This is a genomic window from Hydrogenophaga sp. (assembly GCF_965657535.1).
In the GTDB taxonomy this organism is placed as follows: domain Bacteria; phylum Pseudomonadota; class Gammaproteobacteria; order Burkholderiales; family Burkholderiaceae_C; genus Hydrogenophaga.
In genome coordinates, this window is sequence record NZ_CBFHOP010000004.1 from 216,691 (window position 1) to 243,082 (window position 26,392).

Genomic DNA, 26,392 nt, shown 5'->3' on the forward strand with positions numbered 1-26,392 from the left:
CTGAGCGGGCGCTGGCTCAGCCCAGCGCTTTGAACGACTGCAGCGCTGATAGCGGGGTGAACGCACCGGCGCGTTTTTCCTTCATGGCCACGATGGACTCGCGCACATGTGCGTTGCTCCAGATGGCCCCTTGCAGCCAGCCCATCTGGCGCAGGCTGTCTTCCACCGAATGGTCGCGCGCATAGGTCACGGCCTGCTTGGTGCCCCAGATGGCAATGGGTGGTTTGCTGGCAATTTCTTTCGCGCATTGCAGCGCGGCGGTGAGCATGGTTTCTGCGGTGTCAAACACCTCGTTCACCAGCCCGTAGGCCAGTGCGCGCTGGGCGGGAAGCCGCCGGCCGGTGTAGGCCATTTCTTTCACCACCGCAAACGGCACCAGCTTGGGTAGGCGCTGCAGCGTGCCCACGTCGGCCACCATGCCGATGTTGATTTCCTGGATGCAAAAAAACGCATCGGCCGTGCAATAGCGGATACAGGCCGCCGTGACCATGTCCACCGCACCGCCAATACATCCGCCCTGAATGGCGCAGATCACCGGGATGCGCAGGTTTTCGATCTTGGTGAAGGTGGCCTGCATGTCGGTGAGCAGGTCAAAAATGGCGGCCCGACCTTCGGGGCTTTGGTCGTCCATGGCGATGGCGCCGCTGAAGGTTTCCAGCGCCATGCCGGCGCTGAAGTGTTTGCCGGTGCTGCTGATGACCAGGGCACGCGCCGTGCCTTCGGTGTGGAGCTTCGTCAGTACCTCGTCCAGCTCGCGCCAGAAGGTGGGGTGCATGGTGTTCATGGCCTCAGGCCGGCTGAGCACCAGGTGGGCTACGTGGTCGTCAGTCGAGCTCAGGGAAAAGCAGGTCGGTGTGGACATCGGTGGCCTTTTCTCGGGGTGTTTTCGGAAGGATTTCACTGTAGTGGCCGCGCAGGGTGGCGTCTGTCCCGGGCTTGACGAGTTTGCTCACCCGCACGCCCAGCAGGCGAATGCGCCGGCTCAGGTCCACCCGCTTCAGGCACAGGCCGGCGTGGCGGCGAATGGCTGCGGCGTCGGCGGTGAAGCTGTCGATGGTGGTGTCGCGCGTGACGCTCTGAAAGTTGTCGTAGCGCAGCTTGATACCAATGGTTTTGCCAGCATAGCCCTTGCGCTGGAGGTCGGCGGCCACTTGCTCGCACAGCCGGGTGAACACCGCGCCCAGCTCGGTGCGGTCGCGCACGGCGTGCAGGTCGCGCTCAAAGGTGGTTTCGCGGCTCATGCTCACCGGCTCGCTCTCGGTCACCACGGGGCGCTCGTCGCGGCCCCGGCTCACGTCAAACAGCCAGTGGCCGTAGCTCTTGCCAAAGTGCTCCACCAGCCAGGCGCGTTCACGGGCGGCCAGTTCGCCAATGGTGCGAATGCCGTGGCCTTGCAGCTTCTCGTCGGCCTTGGGACCCACGCCGTTGATCTTTCGGCACGGCAGGGGCCAGATTTTGTCTTCCAGATCGTCTTCGTGCACGATGCTGATGCCGTTGGGCTTGTTGAACTCGCTCGCCATTTTGGCAATGAGCTTGTTGGGCGCCACGCCAATCGAGCAGGTGAGCCCGGTGGCCTGAAAAATGCTTTTTTGAATCAGCCGCGCCAGCACCCGACCGCCCTCTCGCTGGCCGCCGGGCACATGGGTGAAGTCGATGTACACCTCGTCCACGCCTCGGTCTTCCACCAGCGGTGCAATGTCAGCGATCGTGCTTTTGAACAGGCGCGACATGCGGCGCACCTCGTCAAAGTCCACCGGCAACAAAATGGCCTGCGGGCACAGTTTGGCCGCTTTCATCAGCCCCATGGCCGAGCCCACGCCAAACTGCCGCGCCGCATAGGTGGCGGTGGTGGCCACGCCGCGCCCTGTGTAGCCCGCCAGCCGCGGGAAGAAGTCCACCGGAATACGGTCCAGCGTGTCGCCCGACCAGTCGCGCTCAGGGTAGGCCTCGCGCAGCCGTTCCAACACATCGTCTTCCTTGCGCCGGCCGCCCCCAATCACCACCGGTAGCCCCTTGAGCTGCGGGTAACGCAGCAGCTCCACCGACGCAAAAAACGCGTCCATGTCGAGGTGGGCAATGCGGCGCTGCGGCTGCGTTGGGGTGGTGTTCACGCTGCAAGCATAGCGCTACACAAACGGGATTTCGCAGGTCTAAGATGGCCACTGTGGCGGGCATGTGGTCCCGCTGTTTTCGGGAAAAGAAACACCATGAACAACACCTTGACTCGGCTGCTGGCCGCTCTGCTGGTGGGTGCGGGCATGGCTTTGGCTGGCTTCGCTGTCAGCCAGGGGCTGGAGCGCTTTCGCATGTCCGACCGCTCAGTCACTGTCAAAGGCCTGGCCGAAAAAGACGTGGAGAGCGACTTTGCCGTGTGGACGCTGAGTTTTCGCCGCGCCGACAACGACTTCGGTAGCGTGCAGCAAGCCCTGGCAGGCGACCGCGACAAGGTGTTGGCCTTTTTGAAGGCGCGCGGTTTCACCGAAGCCGAGCTGGACGCTCGGCCGCTGCAGGTGCAAGACCTGCATGCGCGTGAATATGCGCAGGCCAACACGCCGTTTCGCTTCAACGGCACCGACCAGGTGCTGGTGAAATCGCCCCGGGTGGCCGAGGTCGACGCTGCCGCCCGCGCGGTGGACCCGCTGATTCAGGCCGGGGTTCAGTTGGGTGGTGAAAACGAAGGCGGTCGCAGCGGACCACGCTTTCAGCTGCGCGGCTTCAACGACGTGAAGGCGCCCTTGCTGGCCGAGGCCACCCGCAACGCCCGCGAGCAAGCCGACAAATTTGCCGCCGAAGCCGGCGCCCAGCTGGGCCCGCTGAAAAACGCCAACCAGGGCGTGATTCGCATCGCGGGCGACGACGGCAACGACTTTGACGACGGCAGCTCGCGCACCAAGCGGCTGCGGGTGGTGAGCACGTTTGAATATGAATTGAGGTGACAGGCCGCCCCCCGCAGCGCTGCGCGCCACCCCCCGAGGGGGCGGCACTGGCCGTCCGGCAAAGCGGGCCCGGCGGTGCCCTGGTTGGTTGCGTCACACGCATCAGCGTGGTGCTTCGGCAGCATGGCAGAGCGCATGCAGATCAGATCGACTTCTGAACCAACCAGCCTTTGAACAGCCAGGGCAGGCTGGGTGCCACGCCGGTGGCCACGCCGCCTTTGTTTTCGGCGCTGACGCCAATTTCTGTCACACCTTGCAGATCGGTTTCTTTCACCGGCATTTGCAGCGTTTTGTATTTGCTCGTCACCACGCCGAGTGAGCGCGGAGCCGCGTCACCGGCAATGGCCCACACCTGCATGCTGTCTTCGCGGCCTTCTTTCACCTCATTGAGCCGCTGCACCAGCAGCGCGCCGTTTTTGGGGTTGTAGGTCACCAGCATGGCGGGTTGTTGCTGGTTGTCCAGCAGCACCGCCACCTGCCGTATCTGTGGCACCTCGATCAGCCGGGCCTGCGCGTGCTGAATCTGCGCTTTCAGCTGGGTCATCATGCTGGCGTTGGCCGCCCAGCCCATCAGCAGCACCAGCAGCAAAAAGATGGCCAGTGCGCGCCACCAGGGGCTGACGCGGCGCGAGGCCGGGGTGGATACGGGGGTGTTGTCGGTGGCGGTCGCGGTGTCGTTCATGGGTCAATCAGGTGGGGTAGGTACCGGGTAAGAGTATGCCTTTGTCCACATTCTGGATGCTCGTGTGCCCGCAAAACGCCATGGTCACATCCAGTTCCTTGTGGATGATTTGCAGCACCTTGGTCACGCCTTCTTCACCCATGGCACCCAGGCCGTAGACCATGGCGCGGCCGATCATGGTGCCGCGTGCGCCCAGCGCCCAGGCCTTCAACACGTCTTGCCCGCTGCGAATGCCGCCGTCCATCCACACCTCAATCTGCTCGCCCACCGCCGCCACGATGGCTGGCAGTGCTTCGATGCTGCTGGGTGCGCCGTCGAGCTGGCGCCCGCCGTGGTTGCTCACCACGATGGCGTCGGCCCCGCTGGCCACGGCCAGGCGGGCGTCTTCCACGTCCATGATGCCCTTCAGAATGAGTTTGCCGCCCCACTGCTTCTTCACCCAGGCCACGTCCTCCCAGTTCAGCGTCGGGTCAAACTGCTCGTTGGTCCAGGAGGCCAGCGAACTCATGTCGCTCACGCCCTTCACATGGCCCACCAGGTTGCGAAAGGTGTGGCGGCGCGTGCCCATCATGCCCAGCACCCAGCGCGGCTTGGTGGCAATGTCCAGCATGTTGCCCAGCGACGGAATGACCGAGGCGCGCATCTTGTTCTTCAGGTCTTTGTGGCGCTGGCCAATCACCTGCAGGTCCAGCGTGAGTACCAGCGCGCTGCACTTGGCCACCTTGCAGCGCTCGATCATGCGGGCCATGGCTTCGCGGTCGCGCATCATGTAGAGCTGAAACCAGAACGGCGCGGTGGTGTGCTCGGCAATGTCCTCAATCGAGCAAATGCTCATGGTGGACAAGGTGAATGGAATGCCAAACTTTTCGGCCGCCTTGGCCGCCTTGATCTCGCCGTCGGCGCTTTGCATGCCTGTGAGGCCCACCGGCGCAATGCACACCGGCATCTTTACCGCCTGACCCACCATGGTGGTGGCGGTGCTGCGGTTTTCCATGTTGACCGCCACACGCTGGCGAAGCTTGATCTTTTGAAAGTCGTCGCTGTTGGCGCGGTAGGTGCTCTCCGTCCATGAGCCGCTGTCTGCGTAGTCGTAAAACATGCGCGGCACGCGCTTTTTGGCCAATACGCGCAGGTCTTCAATGGTGGTGATGACGGTCATAGGGGGGTGTCTCCGGTGTTGTGTTTAGGTGTTCTGCGCACGATGGTAGCGAGACCACCCGGAAAAGGCTTGTGAAAGCGAGACATGGCCGTTTGAAATTTTCGGTGAAGCAGGACTTGCGCAAAACCGCTGCGGCGTTGTTGCTTCACCTTGCCGTGCTTTCGCACTCGCACTCGCACTCGCACTCGCACTCGCACTCGCACTCGCACTGGCTGCGGCTTTGCGTGAGTCCTGAGCAGGCTGGCGCGGGCGGGTTGTAACCACCCTCGGCCATTCCCTGGTGGGGGCGTCAAACCCGCACAGGTCGCCGGTTTACGGCAGGCACCGCGCCCGCTCGGCGTCGGTCAGTGGTTCCAGCCAGTCCAGTTGCTGTGCCAGCACCGCCACGGTGGCTTCTGAGGCATCGGCCCCGCGCGCCTGCCGTTCGGTGATGCGCTGGCGCAGCACCTCCGCCGGCGCCTCGCAGGCCAGGATGTGAAACGGCACGCGCTGTTCTTCGGCCAGTGCGGCAAAGGCGCCACGTTCGCCCGCCCGCAAAAAAGCGGCGTCCACCAGCACCGTCCAGCCCTCGTCCAGCAGGCGGCGCGCGCGCGCCAGCAGCGACGCATAGGTGTCTCCATGCGCCTGCGGGCTGTAAAGCCCGGTGTTCAAGCCCGAGCCGCTGGTTGCCAGCGCGCTCAGGCCGTGCAGGCGCTTGCGCTCCACGTCCGAGCGCAGGCGTATGGCACGGCCTGTGGACTCGGCAGCCAGCCAGCGGCTGGAAGCCCAGGTTTTGCCGCTGCCCGAAAGCCCGTGGGTGATGACGAGTCGCGGTGTGGGCGGGCGCGCAATGCCGCGCGCCAGCGCCAGGTAGCGCCGCGCTTCGGCCAGGCAGGCCTGGGCTTCGGGCGAAGCGGCCACACCCGAGCCCGAGCCGCCCAACTGCCCCAGGCGCAGGGCGGCCACCTTGGCGCGCACCCCGGCGCGGTAGGTGGCAAAAAAGCACCATACCGTGGGGGCCGACACATCGCCGCTGTCGTCCAGCCAGGCGCTCAGCAACACGTTGGCCAGCCCGGGGCGGCCGTGGTTCAGCAGGTCCATCCAGGCAAAGGCCATGTCGTTGGCCACGTCGATCCAGCGCAGCGCGTCGTTGAACTCAATGGCGTCGAAGGGCAACACGTCTTGCTGGCCGTGTTCCCCCACCAGCACCAGGTTGGCCAGGTGCAAGTCGCCATGGCCTTCGCGCACGCGGCCCTTTTGGCGCCGCCGCGAAAGCAGCGGTTCAATTGCGTTGAAGCGTTGTTCGGTCCATTCGCTCAGTTCGCGCACCAGCGCGGCGTCGGCAGGGTCGGTCAGGGCCGTGCGCAGGGTGTTGAAGTTGTCGCGCGGCCAGCGCATGGCGGCGGCTGCGTGGCCCCATTCCTGCCCATTGCCCGCCACGGCGGCCCGGGCCTGAAACATCACCATGCGCCGCGCCAGCCCGGCCATGTGCTCGGGGGTGAGCGCGCCGCGCTCACACAGGTGGTCCAGCCGGGCCGCTTCGTCAAAGCGGCGCATGCGCACCGCGTATTCAATGGCTTGCGCGTCGTCGGTGGTGCCGGGCACGCCCCAGCGGGGTTGTGTGGCCGTACCCACAATGGGCAGCACGCCCAGATACAGCTGCGTATCGGGTCGGTCGTGTTGCTGAAAGCGCCGGTTCACCCGAATCTCGGTCTCGCAGGCCTGGCGGCGCAGGGCCAGGGTGCTGAAGTCCATGAACGCAAAGCGCACCGGCTTCTTGATCTTGTAGGCGAACGCGCCTGCCAGCAGCACCCAGGCGCCGTGTGTTTCCACCAGCTCCACACGCTCCAGCGGCTGCGGGTAGCGGGCGGGGTCCAGCAGGGCGGTGATCAGGGGCGGCTGCGTGTCGTTCATGCCCGCCAATGTAAGCCGCCACAACCTTTGGCAGCCTGACGCCGCACCGCCTGCGGGGGCGAAAATAGCGGCAAAACGACACCCAAGGCCTTTGAGACCACACCATGAACCTCGCCCACCTGCTCGAACGTGCCGCCCTGCAAGACCCCACCCGCCCCGCCATTTTCAGTGGCGCCCAGTGCGTGGCTTCCCACGGCCAGTGGGCGGCACGCGCCGCGCGAGTGGGCGCTCACCTGCGCGCTGCCGGTCTGGCGCCGGGCGACCGCGTGGTGCTTTTCATGCGCAACCACCCACGCTACCTGGAGCTGATGTTTGGCGCCTGGTGGGCCGGGCTGGTGGTGGTGCCGGTCAACGCCAAACTGCACCAGAAAGAAGTGCAGTGGATTGTGGACAACGCCCAGGCCCGCTGGGCCTTTGTGACGAGCGACGTAGCGCCCGACCCGACGGCATTCAGCGGGCTGGACGGCGTGATAGATGCCGACAGCGCCGCCTGCACCGCTTGGCTGGAGGCCGGCGAGGGCTTGTCCGCCATCACCGAGCGCGGCCCTGCTGACACCGCCTGGCTGTTCTACACCAGCGGCACCACCGGCCGGCCCAAGGGCGTGATGATCACGCACCGCAACCTGCTCACCATGGGGCTCACCTATTTCAACGACGTGGACGCGGTGGCACCCGACGACGCCATCGCCTACGCCGCGCCCATGTCGCACGGCGCCGGCATCTACGCCATACCGCACCTCATGGCCGGCGCTCGCCACACGGTGCCCGCCTCGGGCGGGTTCGACGCCGCTGAGCTGTTTGCCCTGGGCCGCCAGCTCGGGCCGCTGTCGCTGTTTGCCGCGCCAACCATCGTCAAACGCATCGTCGACGAAGCCGTGGCGCAAGGCCTCACGCTCGAGCAATGCGGCCAAAGCTTCAAGACCATCGTCTACGGTGGCGCGCCCATGTATGCGGCGGACATCCAGCGCGCTTTGCACACCATGGGCCCGCGCTTCGTGCAAATTTACGGCCAGGGAGAAAGTCCCATGGTCGGCACCGCGCTCAGCCGCACCCACCTGGCCGACGCCAGCCACCCGCGCTTTGCGTCGCGCATCGCCTCCGTGGGCGTGGCGCAAACGCCCGTGCGCATCCGCGTGGCGGGGCCGGATGGGCGGGCGCTGCCACCGGGCGAGGTGGGCGAAGTGCTCATTCAGGGCGACAGCGTCATGGCCGGCTATTGGCAAAACCCAGAGGCCACCGCCGCCGCCATCAGAGACGGCTGGCTCTGGACCGGTGACATGGGCACGCTCGACGCCGACGGCTTCCTCACCCTCAAAGACCGCAGCAAGGACCTCATCATCAGCGGCGGCAGCAACATCTACCCGCGCGAGGTCGAAGAAGTGCTTCTCACCGCACCCGGCGTGAGCGAGGTGGCCGTGGTCGGCGCGCCCGACCCCGAGTGGGGCGAAATCGTGGTGGCTTTCGTGGTGCCGCAGCCCGGGGCCGCGCTGGATGCGAAGGCGCTCGACGCCTTCTGCCTGGACCAGATCGCCCGCTTCAAGCGGCCCAAGCGCTACGAGTTCGTCGAGGCGCTGCCGAAGAACAACTATGGGAAGGTGTTGAAGACGGTTTTGCGGGAGCGGGTGGGGCAAAAGGCAAAAGGCAAGACCTGACCCCGCCGCACGGACCGACCTCGCCGCATGGACCCCGACGAATACTGCCTGCGTGCTGATGCGACTGATTCCGATGGTTGTACCCATGTCCTGTAATTCCGATACCTGCCACGCTTTAATCACTTTATTCGTCTGAGGTAGGGAACCGCTTTCTTGGTTTTCAACGTGACCTCCCTGCTTCCAAACTGGTCGTTTGCCGCGTCAACAATTTGGGTGAGCTTGGAGATGTACCTCTGACAAAGATCCTCAATTGAGGAGCCTCGTAGTTCGGGATCCATCGCGTCAGGAAGGTTGGAAAACTGCTGCCGGACTTCCGCCAACGAGGTGGAGATTTCTACGTAGTACTTCTCCGTGCTTCCATCTGCGAGCTCAACCTCCCATCCGCTCCCACCGAATTGGTCTCCAATGAAAAAGGCCTTTGCACCGCGAGGTGGGGGACCAAACTTGCCAATGTCACTCGTAGAAAACGAGTGAATGTGAGTGCTCGTCGCAATACTTAGCTTGCCTTGCTTCTCGAGTTCATTGCGTGCTTCGACGAAATAGCGCATGAGCGAATCAGCTTTCAGTTCCTCTTGGAGAGGCCCATACCACGCGTCGAAGTTCGGTACTACTGAGCGAAGGTTCTGGAGAACAAAAGTTACCGATCGACCAAATGCGATGACGTTCCGCAGCCCGCTCATCCTGCGATTTCGAGCCGGGTCAAGTAAGTCGTTAAGCCCCAGCTTTGCGGTTTCAAGCGTGTCAGAGACGCGAGTCATCACAGCTCTAACGTCCGAATTGAATTCACTCATGGTGTTGTACGTGCTCCTTTGGCGAGCGTTGGTTGTCGTTTGGGCAAACCAGACGTCTTCATGTCCCGACCGACATAGCCATAAACCGACTGAACGGATCCTCCCGGTAATCCGCAAAACGGCCAGCAGTCCACAAACCCGAAGCGCCGGTACATCGCTACCGCCGCATCAAATCTCGGCGTGCTGCCGGTTTCCAGGCTTACGCGCGCGTAGCCGCGCTGGCGGGCGAGGTTCAGCAGTTCAGTGAGGATGTCAAACGGGCGCTGCCGTGCGTCTGAATCGTTCATGTGGCTTCCCTCCCCGGTTGGCGTTGTGCTGGCTGGCCTGTGGCTCTGCAGTCATTGTGGTCTAAATGGTTACTGCGTTATGTGTCTCCGCTGTCATCCCTAGCAGGCCAGGGCTTCAAGTTGCGGCTGCCGGGGGCCGATAAAGGCTGAACACTTTTGAAGGATTCACCATGGACGTTTCTCCCGCTTTGCTTGTGGACCGCGTGCTGCAGACGCGCAACAACCAGACCACGCAGGATGTGCAGATCAGCGTGTTGAAGAAGGCCATGGACATGCAAGAGTCGGCTTCTGCCGCGTTGCTGAATGCGGTGGCGGGCAATTTGCCGCTGGCCAATGGTGGCGCAGTGGGCACGCAGGTGAACACGCTGGTGTGATGCCGCGCGGCGCCACCGGCTTGGCGGGGCTCTTGCGGTGAGGGTTGCGCGCCGTCATACCCCCGCCCGCATCTTTCGCTATGCTTGCGTTTTTTCGCAATCTGAGTGTTTTCCCATGCCTGCTACCCCCAACAAATTTGAATTGACGCTGGAAAAGTTCATCTTCTCCAGCCGCTGGCTGCTGGTGCCTTTTTTCCTGGGTCTCATCGTCAGCATGGCGGTGTTGCTGATCAAGTTCTTCAAGGAAATGTGGCTGCTGGTTCAGGGCGTGCTGGGCATCATCGAGCACGACACGGTCATTTCCATCTTGACGCTGGTGGACACGGCGCTGATCGCGGTGCTGCTGCTGATCATTGTGTTCAGCGCTTACGAAAACTTCGTCTCCAAGCTGAGCATTGGCGACCACGAAGACCGGCCGGCCTGGATGGGCAAGGTGGGGTTTTCAGACCTGAAGATGAAGCTGATCGGTGCCATCGTGGCGATTTCGGCGGTGGAACTGCTCAAGGCTTTCCTGGTCAGCACCTCGCTCACCAGCGAGCAGCTGAAGTGGAAAATTGCCATTCACCTCACGTTTGTGGTGTCGGGCCTGCTGTTTGCCCTGGCCGACTGGATCAGCGACCAGCGCAAGTGAAAGGGTGGAGGCGCCGCCCAGGGCTGGCGGCGCGCCGGTTCACCAGCTGACTTCGCGCTCCGGCGTGGCGCTGATCTTGTGGATGGTCAGATCAGCGCCGTCGTGTTCCTCTTCGGCGTCCAGTCGCAGGCCCATCGTGGCCTTGAGCGCGCCATAGACCACCACGCCGCCCAGCAGCGCCCAGGCCACACCCAGCGCAGTGCCAATGAGCTGTGCCGTGAAGCTCACGTTGCCCAGGCCGCCCAGTGCCTGTTGGCCGAAGATCCCGGCTGCGATGCCGCCCCAGGTGCCGCACAGGCCGTGCAGCGGCCAGACACCCAGCACGTCGTCGATCTTCCAGCGGTTTTGCGTGAGTGTGAACATGCCCACAAACAGAGCGCCCGCCACCGCGCCCACCACCAGCGCCCCCAGCGGGTGCATGATGTCCGAGCCGGCGCACACGGCCACCAGGCCAGCCAGTGGGCCGTTGTGCACGAAACCGGGGTCGTTTTTGCCGGCCAGCAGCGCCGCCAGCGTGCCGCCTACCATGGCCATAAGCGAGTTCACGGCGACGAGGCCTGAGATGTTTTCTAGCCGCTGCGCGCTCATCACGTTGAAGCCAAACCAGCCCACGCACAAGATCCACGCGCCCAGCGCGAGGAAGGGAATGCTCGACGGCGGATGGGCGGAGATGCCGCCGTCTTTGCGGTAGCGGTTGGCGCGGGCGCCCAGCAACACCACAGCGGGCAGCGCGATCCAGCCGCCCACGGCGTGAACCACGACCGAACCCGCGAAGTCGTGGAACGCTGCGCCGGTGGTTTCGGTGATCCAGGCTTGCACGCCAAAGTGGCCGTTCCAGGCGATGCCTTCAAAGAAGGGGTAGACCAGGCCGACGATGGCTGCTGTGGCGATCAGCTGCGGCCAAAATTTCGCGCGTTCAGCAATGCCGCCGGAAATGATGGCGGGGATGGCGGCAGCGAAGGTGAGCAGAAAGAAGAACTTCACCAGCTCGTAGCCGTTTTTCTGGGCCAGCGTTTCGGCGCCCACGAAAAACGAGGCGCCGTAGGCCACGCCGTAGCCCACCACGAAGTAGGCGATGGTGGAAACCGAGAAGTCCACCAGGATTTTGACCAGAGCGTTGACCTGGTTCTTCTTGCGAACCGTGCCGAGTTCGAGGAAGGCAAAACCCGCGTGCATGGCCAGGACCATGATGCCGCCGAGCAGGATGAACAAGGCGTCAGCGCCCTGTTTCAGTGCGTCCATGAGGAGTCTCCGTACAAAAAAAGATTGTTTTGGTGCGTGAAAAGCGCCAAAACAGGGTGTGTATGGCGGTTTGCACCACATGAAAGCAAAAAACGCACCAGCTTGGAGGCGGGTGCGCTTGGGTTTTGGCGCTGGCGGTGAGGGCGTGTGCCTCGGTATGGTGCGCCGGCGGTGGGTTAGGAGCCCGGTGGGCCGGTGCGTCGGCCCCGGTTCCGGGTCAGCTGCAGGTGACGCTGCCGCAGCCGCTCATGCTGGCCGGGCGCACTTTGCTGGGGTCGCTCAGCGTTTCGGTGCGCGAGTCAAAGCCCACTTCTTTCAGGTGCAGGGCCAGGCCGGCGTCCATGCTGGCGGCGTGCTGGGGAAACCATTCGGCCAGGGCCTGGGCCAGCCGGGTGATGATTTCTTTGTCTTCTTTCTCGTAGTGCTCCACCACGGCGTGCATGGTTTCCAAAATGGTGGCGTGGTGGCTGGCGTGGCAGTTGTCGGCCGAAAAGCCGGTGGCGAGCATCCAGCGCTCTTCTTGCGCAAAGTGCTCCACCGTGTGTGCAACAAACTCGCGGTACAGCGGCAGTTGCTGGTCTTGTGGAGTGGCGAGCAGCTGGTTGAGCATGTCCACAAATTCTTCGTGGGTGTCGTCCATGCGGGCGTCGCCCACGGCCAGGGCGGGCGACCAGTTGAGCGGTGCAGCGGCGGGGTTGTCTGGGGTGGCGGTGTTTTGCATGGGGCGAGAGCTTAGCAGCGGGGTGGTTCGGGTGGTTTTGACGCACGTCAACAGTCCCTGGCCTATTGACGGGTTTGAGGCTTATCGCAAGTGGTAGTCGGCCAGGCGGGGGCGCTGCACGGCTTTTACGTATTCGGCGGTAAAGCCGGGGAACAGCGCCACGATGCGGCCGTTGTCCATGCGGTACCAGCTGCGGCACTGGCTCCAGACCGAGCCGGCCAGGCGCTGCTGCAGTTGCTGGTTGTGGGCGGCCATCACGTCGGCGCGCACGTCGATCCAGCGGTGTGGGCCTTGGCGCACAGCCTGCATGCAGGCAATGGCGTGGTCCACTTCGGGCTCTATGTAGAGCAGGGTGGAGGTGTGGCCGGTGGCGGTGTTGGGGCCGAGCATGAGAAACAGGTTGGGGAAGCCTGCCACGGTGATGCCCTGGTAGGCCTCGGGGCCGTTGGCCCACGCGCTGGCCAGCGTGCGGCCCTGCAGCCCGGTCACGCGCAGGTTTGAAAGCAGGTGCACGGCGTCAAAGCCGGTGGCGCACACCAGCACGTCCACCGCGCGCTCTTGGCCGTCGGTGGTCACGATGCCGTGTTCGGTGATGCGTTCGATGCCGGTGGTCACCAGCTCTACATGGGGCTGGCTCAGCGCGGGGTAAAAGTCGTTGGAATAAATGATGCGTTTGCAGCCCAGCGGGTAGGGCGGCGTGAGTTGCTGGCGCAGAGCGGCGTTGGGCACCTGGCGCTGGCGGTGGGTGGCGGCGGTTTTGAGCATGCCTTTTCGGGCCAGGGTGCCGTCTTCAAAGCCGCGGCGGCCCCATTCGAGCACCTGTACCCAGCTCCAGCGCACCAGCCGGTTGTAGGTGCTGAAGCCGGTGAGCCAGCGGTCGAGCGCGTGGTAGCGCCGGTCCAGCCGGGGCAGCACCCAGTTGGCGGTGCGCTGAAACACATGCAGTTGCCCGGCTTGCGCGGCCATGTGGGGCACCAGCTGCGAAGCGGTGGAGCCGGTGCCAATGACCGCCACGCGCCGGCCTTGCAGCGGGCACTGCGCTTCCCAGCGGGCCGAGTGCAGTTTGCGGCCCTTGAAGCTTTCAAGGCCCGGAATGTCGGGCCAGCGCAGCTGGTTCAGCGGCCCGGTGCTGCACACAAAAAAGCGCGAGCGCAGGGAGGTGCCTTGCTCGGTGGCAAAGCGCCAGTGGCCGGTGGTTTCTTCAAACTGCGCTTCGGTGAGCCGGGTGCCAAAGCGGATGTGCGCTAGCAGCCCGTGGCGTTCGGCCAGTTGCTGCATGTAGGCCTGTATTTCGGGGGCCGAGGCAAAGCGCCGCGTCCAGCCGGGGTTGGGCGCAAATGAAAACGAATAGGCCGGCGCGGGCACGTCCACATGGGCGCCGGGGTAGGTGTTGTCCCACCAGGTGCCGCCCAGCCCGGGCTGCTTTTCCAGAATGACGAAGTTGTGCAGGCCCGCGCGCTGCAGCTGGATGGCCATGCACAGGCCCGACATGCCCGCGCCCAAAATGACCACCTCGTGTTCGGCCACCCCGCCGGGCTGCGCACGCGGCAGGTGCGCGTGGGCAAAGCTGGCCAGGCGGGCAATGGCTTCGTCGGCGCTTTTCAACACGCCACCGTGCAGCTGGAACACATGCCAGCGGTGTTGCGTCACTTCCAGCCGGGAGGGCACACCGGCCGCTTCCAGCGCGGCGTGCAGCGCCAGTGCCTGGTCGTGCAGCAGCTCGTCGGTGCCCGCCTGTATCAGCACCGGGGGTAGGCCGCCGAGGTGGCCCCGCAAGGGTGAAATGCCGGGCTCGGCGGCGCTGTGCTGTGCCCGATAAAAGTCCACACAGGCTTGTGCCCAGCGGTGGCTGAGCATGGCTTCGCCGGGCGGTGGCACGGGCAGCGGATTGGGCGCAACCGCGTCGCCCAGCGGCGAAAGCAGCAGCAGCGAGGCGGGCCCGGGCTCGCCGGCGTCGCGCAGGGCCATGGCCAGCGCCAAGGCCAGGCCGCCGCCGGCCGAGTCGCCACCCACGACCACCGGGCCTTGGGCGCGCAGCGCACGAAAGGCGGCCAGCGCATCGTGCAGGGCGGCGGGGTAGGGGTGTTCGGGCGCCAGCCGGTAGTCGAGCGCAAACACCGGTAGCCCGCTGGTCAGCGCCAGCCGGGCGGTGAGTGAGCGGTGGGTGGCGGGCGAGCCAATGCAGTAAGCGCCGCCGTGCAGGTAGAGCACCGTGGCCGGGCTGGCTGAGTGAGCTGTGGTGGCTGTGGCCGCAGCGGCGCTGCGTGGGCGCAGCCACTCGGCGGGCACGCCGCCTACTTCAGCGCGTGTGGCGCTGGCCGCACGCGGCACCGGCAGCGAAAGGCGCGCCAGCACAGCCAGCCAGTGTCGCTGGAATGCGATGGAAAAACGCGGCGAAAAAACCGGCTTGATCAACAGCTGCAGCGACCAGCGCTGCAGCCGGGCCAGCAGTTTTTCAACCATGCCATGGGGGGTGTAGACAACCATCTGGACCTCTCACAGGGGTGAGGGCCAGTGTACGAGCGGGCCGGCCGGGCGGGTGTCGCGGCGGTGGGCAGCGTTAAATGGCCCGCTGTGGCTGGGTCAGGCGCTTGTCGGGCGGTTGCCCAGCATGTTGTTCACGGCGGCCTGAAGCTCGTCGGAGTGCAGGGTGTCGTTCAGCCGGGCCAGTGCGGGCAGCGCCAGGTAGCCGCGCAGGTGGAAGGTGTCGATGTCGGCGTCTTTCAGTGGGTCGTGGTCGCGCAGCGAAGCCAGCTGGCCCGAGGCAAGGCGCTCGCCTAGGCGGGCGCACAGGTAGCTCAGCGCCAGGCGGGGCGCACGCAGCGGGTCGGCCTGGCTCACCGGTGTGATCAGCACGCGGCTGCTTTCGCACACGTCGTCCACCAGCGCCAGCGGCAGGTCCCAGGCGCGCATCAGCAGGCCGCCGATCTCGCTGGCGGTGAGGTCAAGCGCCGCTTGTTCGAGCTGGGCGCGCTGCAGGCAGCCGGCCGACAACCATGCGCTCAGCGCCTTGGGCGGCATCAGTGAGACGGTGGCCAGGTGGCCCACAAAGCCCAGCACCACCTGAGTGGCCAGGGTGCTGTGGTCGGGCAGGTGCAGGGCTTTGCCCAGGCGCACGCAGAGTTCACTGGCAATGGCGCTGGCGCGCCAGATCGCGTCAAAGGCCTGTGTCGATGTGGCCAGGCTGGGCTTGAATGCTTCGGCCAACATGTATTGCATGCAGAGGTTGCGCACCGTGTTCATGCCCAGAAACGTAACCGCCTGCCCAATGCCGCTGATCGGCGTGCGCAGCCCGTAAAACGGGCCGTTCACGGTGGCCAGCACTTTGGCAGCGATCAGGGGCTCGGTCAGCACGAGTTCGCTCAGTTCGTTGGAGTTGGCCCGGGCCACGAAGTCAGGCGACAGCAGCTTTTGCAGGGAGCGGGGTGGGTGCGGAATACCCTTGATGGCGCCCATCAAGGCGTCGCGCCGCGGAGCCTCCAGGTCGGCTTCCTTGACCCAATGGAATGCGCGCAGTTCAAAGGGTGTGTGCTCTGCGGCTGCGGCTGCGGTGGCGCCAGCCGTGGTCGGCGCAGCCACAGATGCTGGGACCACGGCCCCGGGCGGCTGGGCGCTGCGCTGTGCCGGTTGTCTGGCTGCCGCCAGGGGCATGGTCAGCAGGGGCTTGGGCGCCAAGGGGCGGCGCAAAAACCACCACACCAGCGCCATGGCGAGCACGCCAACGATCCAAAGCAGCAAAAAGGACACAGCAGGGACTCCCAGGGTCTGATGGCCGACCTTGAAACGGGGTGGCGTCTCACAGTCGGTACGCCTTGTTTATCGGCTGCTGCGCCGGCGACTTGAACCCTGCTGCTCAGCCCAGGCGGGCGCGGTGGCGCGCAATTTGCGCCAGCACCTGCACCGGGGCGGTGCCGCCCAGGGTGTTGCGGGCGTTCAGGCTGCCGCGCAGGCTCAGGCACTCGTACACGTCTTTTTCAATGCTGGCGTTGAAGCTTTGCAGCACGGTCAGCGGCAGCTCAGACAGGTCGCAGGCGTGGCTGGTGGCGGCCTTCACGGCGTGCGCCACGGTCTCGTGCGCGTCTCGGAAGGGCAGGCCTTTTTTCACCAAGTAGTCGGCCAGGTCGGTGGCGGTGGCGTAGCCCTTCTTGGCGGCTTCTTCCATGGCGATGGCGTTGACGGTGATGCCGCCTTCTTTGGCGCCGGTTGCCGGGTTCAGCTGGCCGCCCACCATCTCGGCAAAGATACGCAGCGTGTCTTTGAGCGTGTCCACGGTGTCAAACAGCGGCTCTTTGTCTTCCTGGTTGTCCTTGTTGTAGGCCAGGGGCTGGCCCTTCATGAGCGTGATCAGGCCCATCAAATGTCCCACCACGCGGCCCGTCTTGCCGCGGGCCAGTTCGGGTACGTCGGGATTTTTCTTCTGCGGCATGATGGAACTGCCGGTGGTGAAGCGGTCGGCGATCTTCACGAAGTTGAAGTTCTGGCTCATCCACAAAATCAGTTCTTCGCTGAAGCGGCTGATGTGCACCATGCACAGGCTGGCGGCGGCGGTGAATTCGATCGCGAAGTCGCGGTCGCTCACGCCGTCCAGGCTGTTCTGGCACACCTGTGCAACGCCTTGTTCATCGACCATGCCCAGGCTCACGGCCACGCGCTCGCGGTCCAGCGGGTAGGTGGTGCCGGCCAGCGCGGCGCTGCCCAGCGGCAGGCGGTTGGTGCGCCGGCGCACGTCGGCCATGCGCTCTGCGTCGCGCGCGAACATCTCCACATAGGCCAGCAGGTGGTGTGCAAAGCTCACCGGCTGCGCCACCTGCAGGTGGGTGAAGCCCGGCATGATGACTTCCACGTTTTTCTCGGCCACGTCCACCAGCGCGGTTTGCAGTTCTTTGAGCAGATCGGAGATCAGGTCGATCTCGCTGCGTAGCCACAGGCGCACGTCGGTGGCGACCTGGTCGTTGCGGCTGCGCCCGGTGTGCAGGCGCTTGCCGGCGTCGCCCACCAGCTGGGTCAGGCGGGCTTCGATGTTCAGGTGCACGTCTTCCAGGTCCAGCTTCCATTCAAAGCTGCCGGCTTCGATTTCGCTGCGAATCTGCGCCATGCCGCGCTCGATGGCGGCCCGGTCTTCGGTGCCGATGATGCCTTGCGCGGCCAGCATTTCGGCGTGGGCCAGGCTGCCTGTGATGTCGGCCAGCCAGAGGCGTTTGTCAAAGAACACGCTGGCGGTGTAGCGCTTGACCAACTCGCTCATGGGCTCCGAGAATAGGGCGGACCAGGCTTCAGATTTCTTGTCGAGTTGATTGGTGGACATGGTGTTGCCAGCGGCTGGGTGAGGGGTTGAACGGGGTTTGAAAAGGGCGGCGTGTCGCCACGGGCGGGGCGGGGGCCAGATTGGAAACGCCCGGCATTTGATTTGTCATGCCGGCGGTTTCCCGGCCCGCCCTGCGGCTGGCCTGAGCCTATAGTGCACCCATGAGAGATTCCCGAATTTTATCGAGCTTCCAGGAGCTGCCCCAGGCGGAAGGCGCACGCCCGCTGGCGCAGATGCCGGAACTCGCGCGCGTGCGCGACTTGGTGTTTGACACCTGCAAGGTGGGGGTGGTGCTGCGCGCGGTGCTGTTTGTGCAGGCCATTGTGGCGGTGGTGGGGCTTTTTGGTGCCGACACGGTAGAGGTCTGGCTCGCGCAAATGGCCATGTTCACCGGGGCGGCCTTGCCCGCCACACTGGTGTGGCTGCTGGCGGTGTGTGCCCTGAAAATGCCGCTGGGCCGCCTGCCTATGCCGGCGCAATGGGCGGCGGGCATTGCACTGGGCGCGCTGGCTGCGCTGTATGGCTGTGGCTTGCTGGTGTGGATGGGTCTGGTACAGCCCGCGCCCTGGCTGGGCAGCGCGGCGGCTGGCGCGCTGGTGGCGGCGGTGTTGGTGGCGGCGCTGGTGTGGCGCACCAAGGCCCGCGCCCCCGCAGGCACCACCGCGCAGCTGGCCGAGCTGCAGGCGCGCATACGGCCGCACTTTTTGTTCAACACCCTCAACACCGCGATTGCGCTGGTGCGTGAAGAACCGGCCAAGGCCGAAAACCTGCTGGAAGACCTGAGTGAGCTGTTTCGCCACGCCCTGGCCGACACCAAAGAGGCGGTGCCGTTGTGGCAAGAGCTGGAGCTGGCCGAGCACTACTTGGCTATTGAGCAGCTGCGCTTTGGCGAGCGCCTGAAGGTCGAATGGAGTATTGACGAGGCCGCTTCCAAAGCGCGGCTGCCTCCGCTGATCTTGCAGCCGCTGGTGGAAAACGCGGTCAAACATGGCGTGGAACCCAGCCCGGAAGGCGCTATGGTTCGCATCAGCACCCAGCGCCGGGGCAGTGTGGTGGTGATCAAGGTCACCAACACGGTGCCAGCGGGCAGCGGGCGCCGAGGTCACGGCTTGGCGCTGGACAACGTGCGCCAGCGCCTGACGCTGCTGCACGACGTGCAGGGGCGCTTTCAAAGTGCGCTGGTCAAGGGCGTGTTTCAGGTGCGCCTGGAAATACCGGTATAAGTGGACGCTGCAAGGGAGCATGGCATGACACTCAAGGTACTGATCGTCGACGACGAAACACTGGCGCGGTCCCGGTTGCGTACCCTGCTGGCTGAATGCACCGACCCGCGCGTGGACGTGGTGGGCGAGGCTGCCAACGCCGTGCAGGCCATGGACCAGATTCAGCGCACGGGCTGCGACCTGGTGTTGCTGGACGTGCACATGCCTGGCGTGGATGGCATGACGCTGGCCGCCACCCTGCGCCAGATGGCGGCGCCACCGGTGGTGGTGTTTGTGACCGCTTACGCCGAGCACGCGGTGCAGGCGTTTGAACTCGAAGCCATTGACTACCTGACCAAGCCGGTGCGCCGCGAGCGGCTGCAGCAGGCGCTGCAAAAGGTCGAGCGCCTGCGGCTGGCGGCCGATGGCGCGCCGCAATACGAGTCCAACAGCGCCGGCTCCGAAAGCCTGATCATTCAGGAGCGCGGGCGCAGCGAGCGCGTGGCGCTGTCCGACGTGGTCTACCTCAAGGCCGAGCTGAAATACATCACCGTGCGCACGGCCGACAAAGAGCACATTTTTGACGGCGCCCTGAGCGACCTGGAACAGCGCTACGCCCACCTGTTTGTGCGCGTGCACCGCAACGCCCTGGTGGCGCGGCGGGCGGTGCGGGCGGTGGAAAAGCACAACGACCCGGTGGAAGGCGAAGGTTGGACGGTGCGGCTAGATGGCGTGGAAGAGCGCTTGGCCGTGTCGCGCCGGCAGCTGGCGGCGGTGCGTGAAGCGCTGATGAGCTGAACCGCCAGAGCCGGGTCGCTGCATGCTCACTGTTTGCCAAAAGTCGGCCCTGTCGGGCTTTCATTACGAGGCGTTTGACGCGCACGGGCTGCCCGTGGGCGAGGTGGTTTGGCCCACCTGGGCGCAGGCCAAAAACGCGCGGCTGCGCTGGCACAAGCCGGGCTCGCCCGAAGGCGACTTGCAAGTGCGTTGCACCCAGGGCCACTACCGCATCGGGTTTGAATACCTGACCCGCGCTTTTGCCAACGATGTGCGCTTTACCCTGCACCAGGGCGGCGAGCCGCTGGCTGTGGCCGAGGTGCTGTTTCCGCCGGAAAAGCTCAAACGTGCCGAAATCTGGCTGCGTCAGCCCCTGGCCGCCCAGCTGGTGCCCGCCAACCACTGGACCCGGGCGCGCTACCGGCTGGAGCACGAGGGGCAAACGCTGGGCTGGGTGGAAGAGCCGCGTGCGCTGAGTTTCAAGCGGGAGCTGCGGGTGGACTTGCCCGCTTCACTGGACCTGCCCACCCAGCTGTTCATCGCGTTCCTCATGATCAACTCGGCGTTCCGCTGAGCCGCCTGGGCAGTTTGGGGCGGCTTCAGTCCAGCTCTGCCGCTTCCACCAGAAACCGCACCCGCCGCTGGCCTTGCCACTCGTCGGCGTCCAGCCGAAACGCGAGCTTCACCCGCTCGGGCAGCGGCTCGGTGTGGCCGAACCAGATGCCGTCCACCGGCTCGCCCTGGTGCTTCATTTTCAGCGCCAGGTGTTTTTCGCCCACCAGCCGCTGGCTGACGATTTGCACCTCTTCGCAAAACACCGGCGGCGCAAAGCCCTGGCCCCACACCTCTTTGTGCAGCGTGTCCACCAGGTCGGTGCGGCGGTACTGTTTGTCCAGCACGCCGTCGGCTTCCAGCCGGCGTTGCAAGGTGGCGGCGTCCAGCCATTCGTGAGCCACCCGCTGCAAGGCGGCCTCGAAGGTCTCCAGGTGTTCCTCATCAATGGTGCAGCCGGCGGCCATGGCGTGCCCGCCAAAGCGCAGCAACACACCCGGGTGGCGCTTGGCCACGAGATCGAGCGCGTCGCGCAGATGAAAGCCCGGGATGGAGCGGCCCGAGCCCTTGAGCTCGTTTTCTTTGCCCTCGGCGCCGCTGGCGGCAAACACAAAAGTAGGGCGGTGCAGCTTGTCTTTCAGGCGCGAGGCCACGATGCCGACCACGCCTTCATGGAAGTCCGGGTCGAACACGATCAGCGCTGGCGGCGGCTCTTCGGATTCGTCAAACATGTCTTCCGCCAGCATCAGGGCCTGGTCGCGCATGTCGCCTTCAATGGCCTTGCGCTCGCGGTTGATGCCGTCGAGCGTGCGGGCGAGTTCGTCGGCGCGCAGCGCGTCGTCGGTGCTCAGGCACTCAATGCCCAGGGTCATGTCGGCCAGGCGGCCGGCGGCGTTCAGGCGCGGACCCAGGGCAAAGCCGAAGTCGAAGCTGGTGGCTTTGGCCGGCTGGCGTGCGGCCACGTTGAACAGCGCGGCCATGCCCGGCGGCATGGCGCCGGCGCGCACGCGCTTGAGGCCTTGGGCCACCAAACGGCGGTTGTTGGCGTCGAGCTTCACCACATCGGCCACGGTGCCCAAGGCCACCAATGGCAGCAGCGCGTCGATTTTGGGTTGTGACTTCGCATCAAAGACCCCGCGCTCGCGCAGTTCGGCCCGCAAGGCCAGCAGCACATAAAACATCACGCCCACACCGGCAATCGACTTGCTCTCAAAGTCACAGCCCGGCTGGTTGGGGTTCACGATCACGCAGTCTTCGGGCACCACCACCTCGCCGTTTTTCAGTGCGGGCAGGTGGTGGTCGGTCACGATCACTTGCAGGCCCAGCTCGCGGGCGGCACGCACGCCGTCCAGGCTGGCAATGCCGTTGTCCACCGTCACCAGCACGTCGGCGCCCTGGGCCTTCACCCGCTTGGCAATAGCAGGCGTGAGGCCGTAGCCGTCGGTCACGCGGTCGGGCACCAGGTAGTTCACGCGGCCAAAGCCCATGGGGGCACCCAGCAGGCGCAGGCCGCGCAGGCCCACGGCGCAGGCGGTGGCACCGTCGCAGTCGTAGTCGGCCACGATGCAGATGGCTTGGTTCGCTGCCATGGCGTCGGCCAGCGCGCGGGCAGCCTCGGCGGCGCCTTTCATGGACAACGGCGGCAGCAGCAGCGAAAGGGCGTCGTCCAGCTGCTCTTTGCTGGTGATGCCGCGGGCGGCAAACAGGCGGGCCAGCAGCGGGTGCAGGCCACTTTGCTCCAGCGCCCAGGCGGCGCGGGGTGGTACATCGCGGGTGATGATTTTCATAACGATTCGAGAACTTTCCAGGCCGGGGCAGGACCCCGCAGGTTTTTGAAGAAGTGGCCCAGGCGTGCGCCAGCGCTGCGCGGCGCGTTGACCCAGCGCTGCGCGCTGCGTTCGCCACACAGGGTAAGGGTGACGGCTTCGCCCCGGCGGGCGGCGTCCAGCAGAGGCTTGATGGCGGTGGCGTCCAGCGCAGCCCAGGCCGCTTGCCAGGCGGCCCAGTCGGCGCGCAGCGCGGCCTGGCGCAGGGTGTCGGGCATGTCGGGTGTGGTGGGTGGCGCCAGGGGCGCGGGCAAGGCGCCGGCACCGCTGATCCAGATGCCGTTGATGATGTGTTGGCGGGCGGCCTCGCGCGCGTCGTTCACCGCGTGGGTGTAGAACAGCATTTGCGCCTCGCTCTGCAGCCGCTTGAGCAACTGGGCGCCCGCCGGGTTGGCGGGGCTCTCTACCAGCCAGGCGTCCACCGGGCGGCCGATCACGCGGTCCAGGCTGGCGCAGGCAATGCCGCGCAGCGCCTCGCCGCTGGCGTGCCATCGGGTGGCGCTCTCAAAGTGAAGGTTGATACCGTCTTCAGCGCAAAACGGCGCCAGCGCGTCAAAAAGCAGCCTGGCATGGGTGTCGTCCAGGCCCAGTTGCTCGCCCGGAAGCAGGGTGACCTGCTCCATGCCCACTTGAAAATGGCAGGGCGTGAACCAGGCTTGTGGCGTGGCCGGGGTGTGGCTTTGTGCGGCAGCCCAGGGAAGCAGTCCGTCGCCATAGGCGCTGCCAGCGGGCTGCACCAGGCCCAGTGCATGGGCCAGGGCTCGTTCGTGCGGCAGGCTCAGGCTGTGGTCGTCACCGGTGTCGGTGTGTTGCAGTGTCAGCTCGGACAGCAGGGCGGCCAAGTGCGGCGTGGCCAGCTGGGGCCCGATGGCCCGGCACTCGGGTGCGCTGGCGCTGGCAAACGGAATCAGCAGGTGCTGGGGGGCTTCTGGGGCCATGGGGGAGGCGGACATGGCCTTGATTGTCGGGGATGCCACAATCGCCCAAAGCTTTCACCCATGCAAACCCCTTACGAACTCATTCTTGGCTGGCGCTACACCCGCGCGGGCCGCGCCACCCGGCGCAACGGCTTCATTTCCTTCATTTCGGGCGTGTCCATGCTGGGCATTGCGCTGGGCGTGGCCGCGCTCATCATCGTGCTCAGCGTGATGAACGGCTTTCAAAAAGAGGTGCGCGACCGCATGCTCGGCGTGCTCTCGCACATCGAGGTGTTCGAGCCCGGTGGCCAGGCCATTCCCAACCTGGCCGGTACCCTGGCCGCCATTGAGCGCCACCCCGAGGTGCTGGGCGCAGCACCGTTTGTGGGGGCGCAGGCGCTCATTGCGCGCGGTGAAGACATGAAGGGTGCGCTGGTGCGGGGCATTGACCCGGCGCTGGAGCCCCAGGTGACCGACCTGGTGGCCGATCTGGCCGACACCGTGCTGCCCCGGCTCGTGCCCGGTGCCTTTGGCGTTATTTTGGGTGGCGAACTGGCGCGCAGCCTGGGCGTGGCCCAGGGGGACACGGTGACGCTGATCGCCCCCAGCGGGCAGGTGACGCCGGCTGGCGTGGTGCCGCGCATACGGCAGATGACGGTGGTGGGGGTGTTTGACTCGGGGCACTTTGAATACGACTCCGCGCTGGCGCTGCTGCACATGGACGACGCGGCGCGCATCTTTCGCGTGGAAGGCGCCACCGGTGTGCGCGTGAAGATCAAAGACCTGCACGCGGCGCGCGAGGTGGCCATTTCCATGGCCGCTGACCTCGACCCCGGCCTGCTGGTGCGCGACTGGACGCGCCAGAACCGCACCTGGTTTGCCGCTGTGCAGCTGGAAAAACGCATGATGTTCATCATCCTCACGCTCATCGTGGCGGTGGCGGCGTTCAATCTGGTGTCCACGCTGGTGATGACGGTGACCGACAAGCACGCCGACATTGCCATTTTGCGCACGCTGGGCGCCAGCCCGCAGAGCATCATGGGCATCTTCATGGTGCAAGGCGCCATGGTGGGCATCATCGGCACCGGCCTGGGCCTGCTGCTGGGCCTGGGGGTGGCGTTCAACATCGACACCCTGGTTCCCGCGCTGGAGCGCGCCCTGGGCGCCAGTTTCTTGCCGCAAGACATTTACCTTATCAGCCGCATGCCCAGCGACCCGCAGCAAAGCGACATCTTGCCGATTGCACTGATTTCGCTGGCGCTGTCGTTTGTCGCCACCATCTACCCCAGTTGGCGTGCAAGCCGCGTCAATCCGGCAGAAGCCCTGAGGTACGAATAAGACCATGACCGACATCGTTCTTCAGGCCACCGGCCTCACCAAACGCTTCACCGAAGGCCGGCTGGACGTGACCGTGCTCAAGGGTGTGGACCTGACCGTGCGGGCGGGCGAAACCATCGCCATTGTGGGCGCCTCGGGCTCGGGCAAGAGCACGCTGCTGCACCTGCTGGGCGGGCTGGACGCGCCCACCAGCGGCACAGTGCAGCTGATGGGGCAAACGCTCTCTAGCCTAAGCGCCACGCAGCAAGGCCAGTTGCGCAACCAGCACCTGGGCTTTGTGTACCAGTTTCATCACCTGCTGCCCGAATTCAGCGCGCGCGACAACGTGGCCATGCCGCTGTGGATTCGCCGCATGCCGCGCCCGGTTGCGGGCGAGCGCGCTGCGCAGATGCTGCAACGCGTGGGCCTGACCGAGCGCCTGGCGCACCGGCCAGCCGAGCTTTCGGGCGGCGAGCGCCAGCGCGTGGCCATGGCGCGGGCGCTGGTCACCCAGCCGGCCTGCGTGCTGGCCGACGAGCCCACCGGCAACCTCGACCGCGCCACCGCCGACGGCGTGTTTGAACTCATGATGCAGCTGGCCCGCGACCAGGGCACCGCCTTTATTGTGGTCACCCACGACGAAGCGTTGGCCGCCCGCTGCGGCCGCGTGATGCGGCTCACCGCCGGTGTGCTGACCTGACTCGGGTTGAACAGCGGTCAGCGGCTGCGCGTACACGCCTATGTGGATCGATACCCATTGCCACCTGGACGCCCCCGAATTTGGTGCTGACCACGCGCTGGCGCAGCATCTGCGCGAGCGCGCTGCAGGCCTGGGCGTAGGGCTGTGCGTGATACCGGCGGTGGAGCAGGCCAACCTGGACACCGTGCGCCAGCTGGCCCACCGCCTCGGAGATGCCTACGCGCTGGGCATCCACCCCCTGTTTGTGCCGCAAGCGCAAGAGGGCGACTTGCAGGCGCTGGACGCTGCGCTGACCGAGCACCGCAACGACCCGCGCCTGGTGGCGGTGGGTGAGGTTGGGCTGGACTTTTTTGTGCCCGCCTTGTGCGAGAGCGCGATGCGCGAGCGCCAGACGTGGTTTTACCGCGAGCAGCTCAAGCTAGCGCGAGCGCACGGCCTGCCAGTGATCTTGCATGTGCGCCGCAGCGCCGACGCCTTGCTCAAGCACCTGCGCGAAGTGCCCACGGGCGGTGGCATTGCCCACGCCTTCAGCGGCAGCGAACAGCAAGCCCAGGCGTTTCTGGGCCTGGGGTTCAAACTGGGTTTTGGCGGGGCAGTCACGTTTGAACCCGCTCAGCGCCTGCGCCGCCTGGCCAGCACACTGCCGCTGTCGGCGCTGGTGCTGGAAACCGATGCGCCCGACATACCGCCGCACTGGCTTTACGCCACCGCAGCTGAGCGCCTGAATGGGCGCGCGCAAGGCATCAACTCCCCCGCCGAGTTGCCGCGCATTGCAGCGGTGGTGGCGGGTTTGCGCGGCATGTCGGTGCAAGCGCTGGCCCAGGCCACCACGGCCAACGCCCTGCAGGCGCTGCCCCGGCTGGCGGGTCTGCTGCCGCCGCCACAAGGCGCTGCATGAGCCGCCTGCAAGGCCTGGCGCCGGTGCTGGGGCCGCACACGCGGCTGCTGGTGCTGGGCAGCTTTCCCAGTGTGGCGTCTTTGCGGGCGCAGCAGTATTACGGCCACCCGCAAAACCATTTCTGGAAAATTCTGGGTGCTTTGTGGGCGCTGCCGCTCATGCAGATGCCCTATGCCCAGCGCATTGCCGCACTGCACGCCCACGGTGTGGGCTTGTGGGATGTGTACGGTGCCTGCGAGCGTGAGGGCAGCCTGGACGCCGACATCAAGGCCGGCGAGTTGAATGACTTTGCGGCGGTGCTGCAGCAATGTCCGCTGCTGGAGGCCATTGCGCACAACGGGGGTGAGAGCTACCGGCACGCGAAGCAGACCGCTGCTTTGGGGCTGCCGGTTTACAAACTGCCGTCCACCAGCCCGGCGAATGCGAGCTGGTCGTTTGACCGCAAGCTGGCCGCGTGGGCCGAGGTGTTGCGGCGGCATGGTCTGGCTTTGTAAGACTTCGCTGGCTTGCTGCGGCGGTGCGCTCTGCGC

At 65.6% G+C, this 26,392-nt stretch carries 25 protein-coding genes; 11 read left to right on the forward strand and 14 right to left on the reverse strand.

What is annotated here, in order from left to right:
* Positions 1-16: 16 nt before the first annotated feature.
* Both ACTG4K_RS08645 and ACTG4K_RS08650 read right to left on the reverse strand, forming a co-directional pair.
* A complete protein-coding gene (locus ACTG4K_RS08645) occupies positions 17-862 on the reverse strand; it encodes an enoyl-CoA hydratase-related protein (RefSeq protein WP_439113791.1) in 846 nt (281 codons plus the stop codon).
* Complete coding sequence (locus ACTG4K_RS08650; protein ID WP_439114029.1) at positions 825-2,063, reverse strand: Y-family DNA polymerase; 1,239 nt, start codon at positions 2,061-2,063, stop codon at positions 825-827. Before ACTG4K_RS08650 ends, ACTG4K_RS08645 begins: the two co-directional genes overlap by 38 nt.
* A 144-nt stretch (positions 2,064-2,207) precedes the next feature.
* On the opposite strand from ACTG4K_RS08650, the gene ACTG4K_RS08655 reads away from it, so the two are divergent.
* Positions 2,208-2,936 carry an SIMPL domain-containing protein gene (locus ACTG4K_RS08655; RefSeq protein ID WP_439113792.1) on the forward strand — a complete coding sequence of 243 codons (729 nt, stop codon included), beginning with the start codon at positions 2,208-2,210 and terminating at the stop codon, positions 2,934-2,936.
* 142 nt (positions 2,937-3,078) lie between these two features.
* Here the strand turns inward: ACTG4K_RS08655 and ACTG4K_RS08660 are convergent, their stop codons facing one another.
* The 3 genes from ACTG4K_RS08660 to ACTG4K_RS08670 all read right to left on the reverse strand — a co-directional run bounded on the left by ACTG4K_RS08660 (position 3,079) and on the right by ACTG4K_RS08670 (position 6,670).
* A complete protein-coding gene (locus ACTG4K_RS08660; RefSeq protein ID WP_439113793.1) occupies positions 3,079-3,618 on the reverse strand; it encodes an anti-sigma factor domain-containing protein in 540 nt (179 codons plus the stop codon).
* A 7-nt stretch (positions 3,619-3,625) separates the two neighbouring features.
* The gene (locus tag ACTG4K_RS08665) at positions 3,626-4,777 is read right to left on the reverse strand and encodes an alpha-hydroxy acid oxidase (RefSeq protein ID WP_439113794.1); all 1,152 of its coding nucleotides are present in this window, start codon (positions 4,775-4,777) and stop codon (positions 3,626-3,628) included.
* Positions 4,778-5,089: 312 nt separating this feature from the next.
* The gene (locus ACTG4K_RS08670; protein WP_439113795.1) at positions 5,090-6,670 is read right to left on the reverse strand and encodes an AAA family ATPase; all 1,581 of its coding nucleotides are present in this window, start codon (positions 6,668-6,670) and stop codon (positions 5,090-5,092) included.
* A 104-nt stretch (positions 6,671-6,774) separates the two neighbouring features.
* On the opposite strand from ACTG4K_RS08670, the gene ACTG4K_RS08675 reads away from it, so the two are divergent.
* Entirely contained in the window at positions 6,775-8,322 is a 1,548-nt protein-coding gene (locus tag ACTG4K_RS08675) for a class I adenylate-forming enzyme family protein (RefSeq protein WP_439113796.1), read from the forward strand.
* Positions 8,323-8,441: 119 nt separating this feature from the next.
* On the opposite strand, the gene ACTG4K_RS08680 is transcribed toward ACTG4K_RS08675, so the two are convergent.
* Entirely contained in the window at positions 8,442-9,113 is a 672-nt protein-coding gene (locus tag ACTG4K_RS08680) for a hypothetical protein (RefSeq protein WP_439113797.1), read from the reverse strand.
* On the reverse strand, positions 9,110-9,400 hold the full coding sequence (locus ACTG4K_RS08685) for a hypothetical protein (protein WP_439113798.1): 291 nt from the start codon (positions 9,398-9,400) through the stop codon (positions 9,110-9,112). Before ACTG4K_RS08685 ends, ACTG4K_RS08680 begins: the two co-directional genes overlap by 4 nt.
* 170 nt (positions 9,401-9,570) lie before the next feature.
* Between ACTG4K_RS08685 and ACTG4K_RS08690 the strand changes: the two genes are divergently transcribed.
* Together ACTG4K_RS08690 and ACTG4K_RS08695 are read left to right on the forward strand one after the other, a co-directional pair.
* A complete protein-coding gene (locus tag ACTG4K_RS08690; RefSeq protein WP_439113799.1) occupies positions 9,571-9,774 on the forward strand; it encodes a YjfB family protein in 204 nt (67 codons plus the stop codon).
* Positions 9,775-9,889: 115 nt separating this feature from the next.
* Positions 9,890-10,405: a TIGR00645 family protein gene (locus ACTG4K_RS08695; RefSeq protein ID WP_439113800.1), complete on the forward strand. Its 516-nt coding sequence runs from the start codon at positions 9,890-9,892 to the stop codon at positions 10,403-10,405.
* Positions 10,406-10,444: 39 nt separating this feature from the next.
* Here ACTG4K_RS08695 and ACTG4K_RS08700 read toward each other — a convergent pair whose 3' ends face one another.
* The 5 genes from ACTG4K_RS08700 to argH form a co-directional block, all read right to left on the reverse strand.
* Positions 10,445-11,647, reverse strand: a complete 1,203-nt coding sequence (locus ACTG4K_RS08700; protein WP_439113801.1) for an ammonium transporter — start codon at positions 11,645-11,647, stop codon at positions 10,445-10,447.
* 217 nt (positions 11,648-11,864) lie between these two features.
* Entirely contained in the window at positions 11,865-12,368 is a 504-nt protein-coding gene (locus ACTG4K_RS08705) for a bacteriohemerythrin (RefSeq protein ID WP_439113802.1), read from the reverse strand.
* Positions 12,369-12,449: 81 nt separating this feature from the next.
* Positions 12,450-14,855 (reverse strand): alpha/beta hydrolase fold domain-containing protein, encoded by a 2,406-nt coding sequence (locus ACTG4K_RS08710; protein WP_439113803.1) that lies wholly within the window; start codon positions 14,853-14,855, stop codon positions 12,450-12,452.
* Between the two features lie 96 nt (positions 14,856-14,951).
* On the reverse strand, positions 14,952-16,115 hold the full coding sequence (locus ACTG4K_RS08715; RefSeq protein WP_439113804.1) for an HDOD domain-containing protein: 1,164 nt from the start codon (positions 16,113-16,115) through the stop codon (positions 14,952-14,954).
* A gap of 106 nt (positions 16,116-16,221) precedes the next feature.
* A complete protein-coding gene (gene argH, locus ACTG4K_RS08720; protein WP_439113805.1) occupies positions 16,222-17,673 on the reverse strand; it encodes an argininosuccinate lyase in 1,452 nt (483 codons plus the stop codon).
* 161 nt (positions 17,674-17,834) lie between these two features.
* Between argH and ACTG4K_RS08725 the strand changes: the two genes are divergently transcribed.
* The 3 genes from ACTG4K_RS08725 to ACTG4K_RS08735 are packed head-to-tail and all read left to right on the forward strand — an operon-like array spanning position 17,835 to position 20,226.
* The gene (locus ACTG4K_RS08725) at positions 17,835-18,896 is read left to right on the forward strand and encodes a sensor histidine kinase (RefSeq protein ID WP_439113806.1); all 1,062 of its coding nucleotides are present in this window, start codon (positions 17,835-17,837) and stop codon (positions 18,894-18,896) included.
* A 24-nt stretch (positions 18,897-18,920) separates the two neighbouring features.
* Positions 18,921-19,673: a LytR/AlgR family response regulator transcription factor gene (locus tag ACTG4K_RS08730; protein WP_439113807.1), complete on the forward strand. Its 753-nt coding sequence runs from the start codon at positions 18,921-18,923 to the stop codon at positions 19,671-19,673.
* A gap of 22 nt (positions 19,674-19,695) precedes the next feature.
* Positions 19,696-20,226: a hypothetical protein gene (locus ACTG4K_RS08735; RefSeq protein WP_439113808.1), complete on the forward strand. Its 531-nt coding sequence runs from the start codon at positions 19,696-19,698 to the stop codon at positions 20,224-20,226.
* A gap of 25 nt (positions 20,227-20,251) precedes the next feature.
* Here ACTG4K_RS08735 and recJ read toward each other — a convergent pair whose 3' ends face one another.
* Together recJ and ACTG4K_RS08745 are read right to left on the reverse strand one after the other, a co-directional pair.
* On the reverse strand, positions 20,252-21,991 hold the full coding sequence (recJ, locus tag ACTG4K_RS08740) for a single-stranded-DNA-specific exonuclease RecJ (RefSeq protein WP_439113809.1): 1,740 nt from the start codon (positions 21,989-21,991) through the stop codon (positions 20,252-20,254).
* A complete protein-coding gene (locus ACTG4K_RS08745) occupies positions 21,988-22,983 on the reverse strand; it encodes a phosphoglycerate mutase (protein WP_439113810.1) in 996 nt (331 codons plus the stop codon). Before ACTG4K_RS08745 ends, recJ begins: the two co-directional genes overlap by 4 nt.
* Positions 22,984-23,028: 45 nt before the next feature.
* Between ACTG4K_RS08745 and ACTG4K_RS08750 the strand changes: the two genes are divergently transcribed.
* From ACTG4K_RS08750 to ACTG4K_RS08765, 4 genes are read left to right on the forward strand one after another with little or no spacing between them, the layout of a single operon-like run.
* On the forward strand, positions 23,029-24,285 hold the full coding sequence (locus ACTG4K_RS08750) for a lipoprotein-releasing ABC transporter permease subunit (protein WP_439113811.1): 1,257 nt from the start codon (positions 23,029-23,031) through the stop codon (positions 24,283-24,285).
* 4 nt (positions 24,286-24,289) lie between these two features.
* Positions 24,290-24,964 (forward strand): lipoprotein-releasing ABC transporter ATP-binding protein LolD, encoded by a 675-nt coding sequence (gene lolD / locus ACTG4K_RS08755; protein WP_439113812.1) that lies wholly within the window; start codon positions 24,290-24,292, stop codon positions 24,962-24,964.
* A 40-nt stretch (positions 24,965-25,004) separates the two neighbouring features.
* On the forward strand, positions 25,005-25,862 hold the full coding sequence (locus tag ACTG4K_RS08760; RefSeq protein WP_439113813.1) for a TatD family hydrolase: 858 nt from the start codon (positions 25,005-25,007) through the stop codon (positions 25,860-25,862).
* Positions 25,859-26,356 (forward strand): DNA-deoxyinosine glycosylase, encoded by a 498-nt coding sequence (locus tag ACTG4K_RS08765; RefSeq protein WP_439113814.1) that lies wholly within the window; start codon positions 25,859-25,861, stop codon positions 26,354-26,356. Before ACTG4K_RS08760 ends, ACTG4K_RS08765 begins: the two co-directional genes overlap by 4 nt.
* The last annotated feature ends 36 nt before the right edge of the window (positions 26,357-26,392 follow it).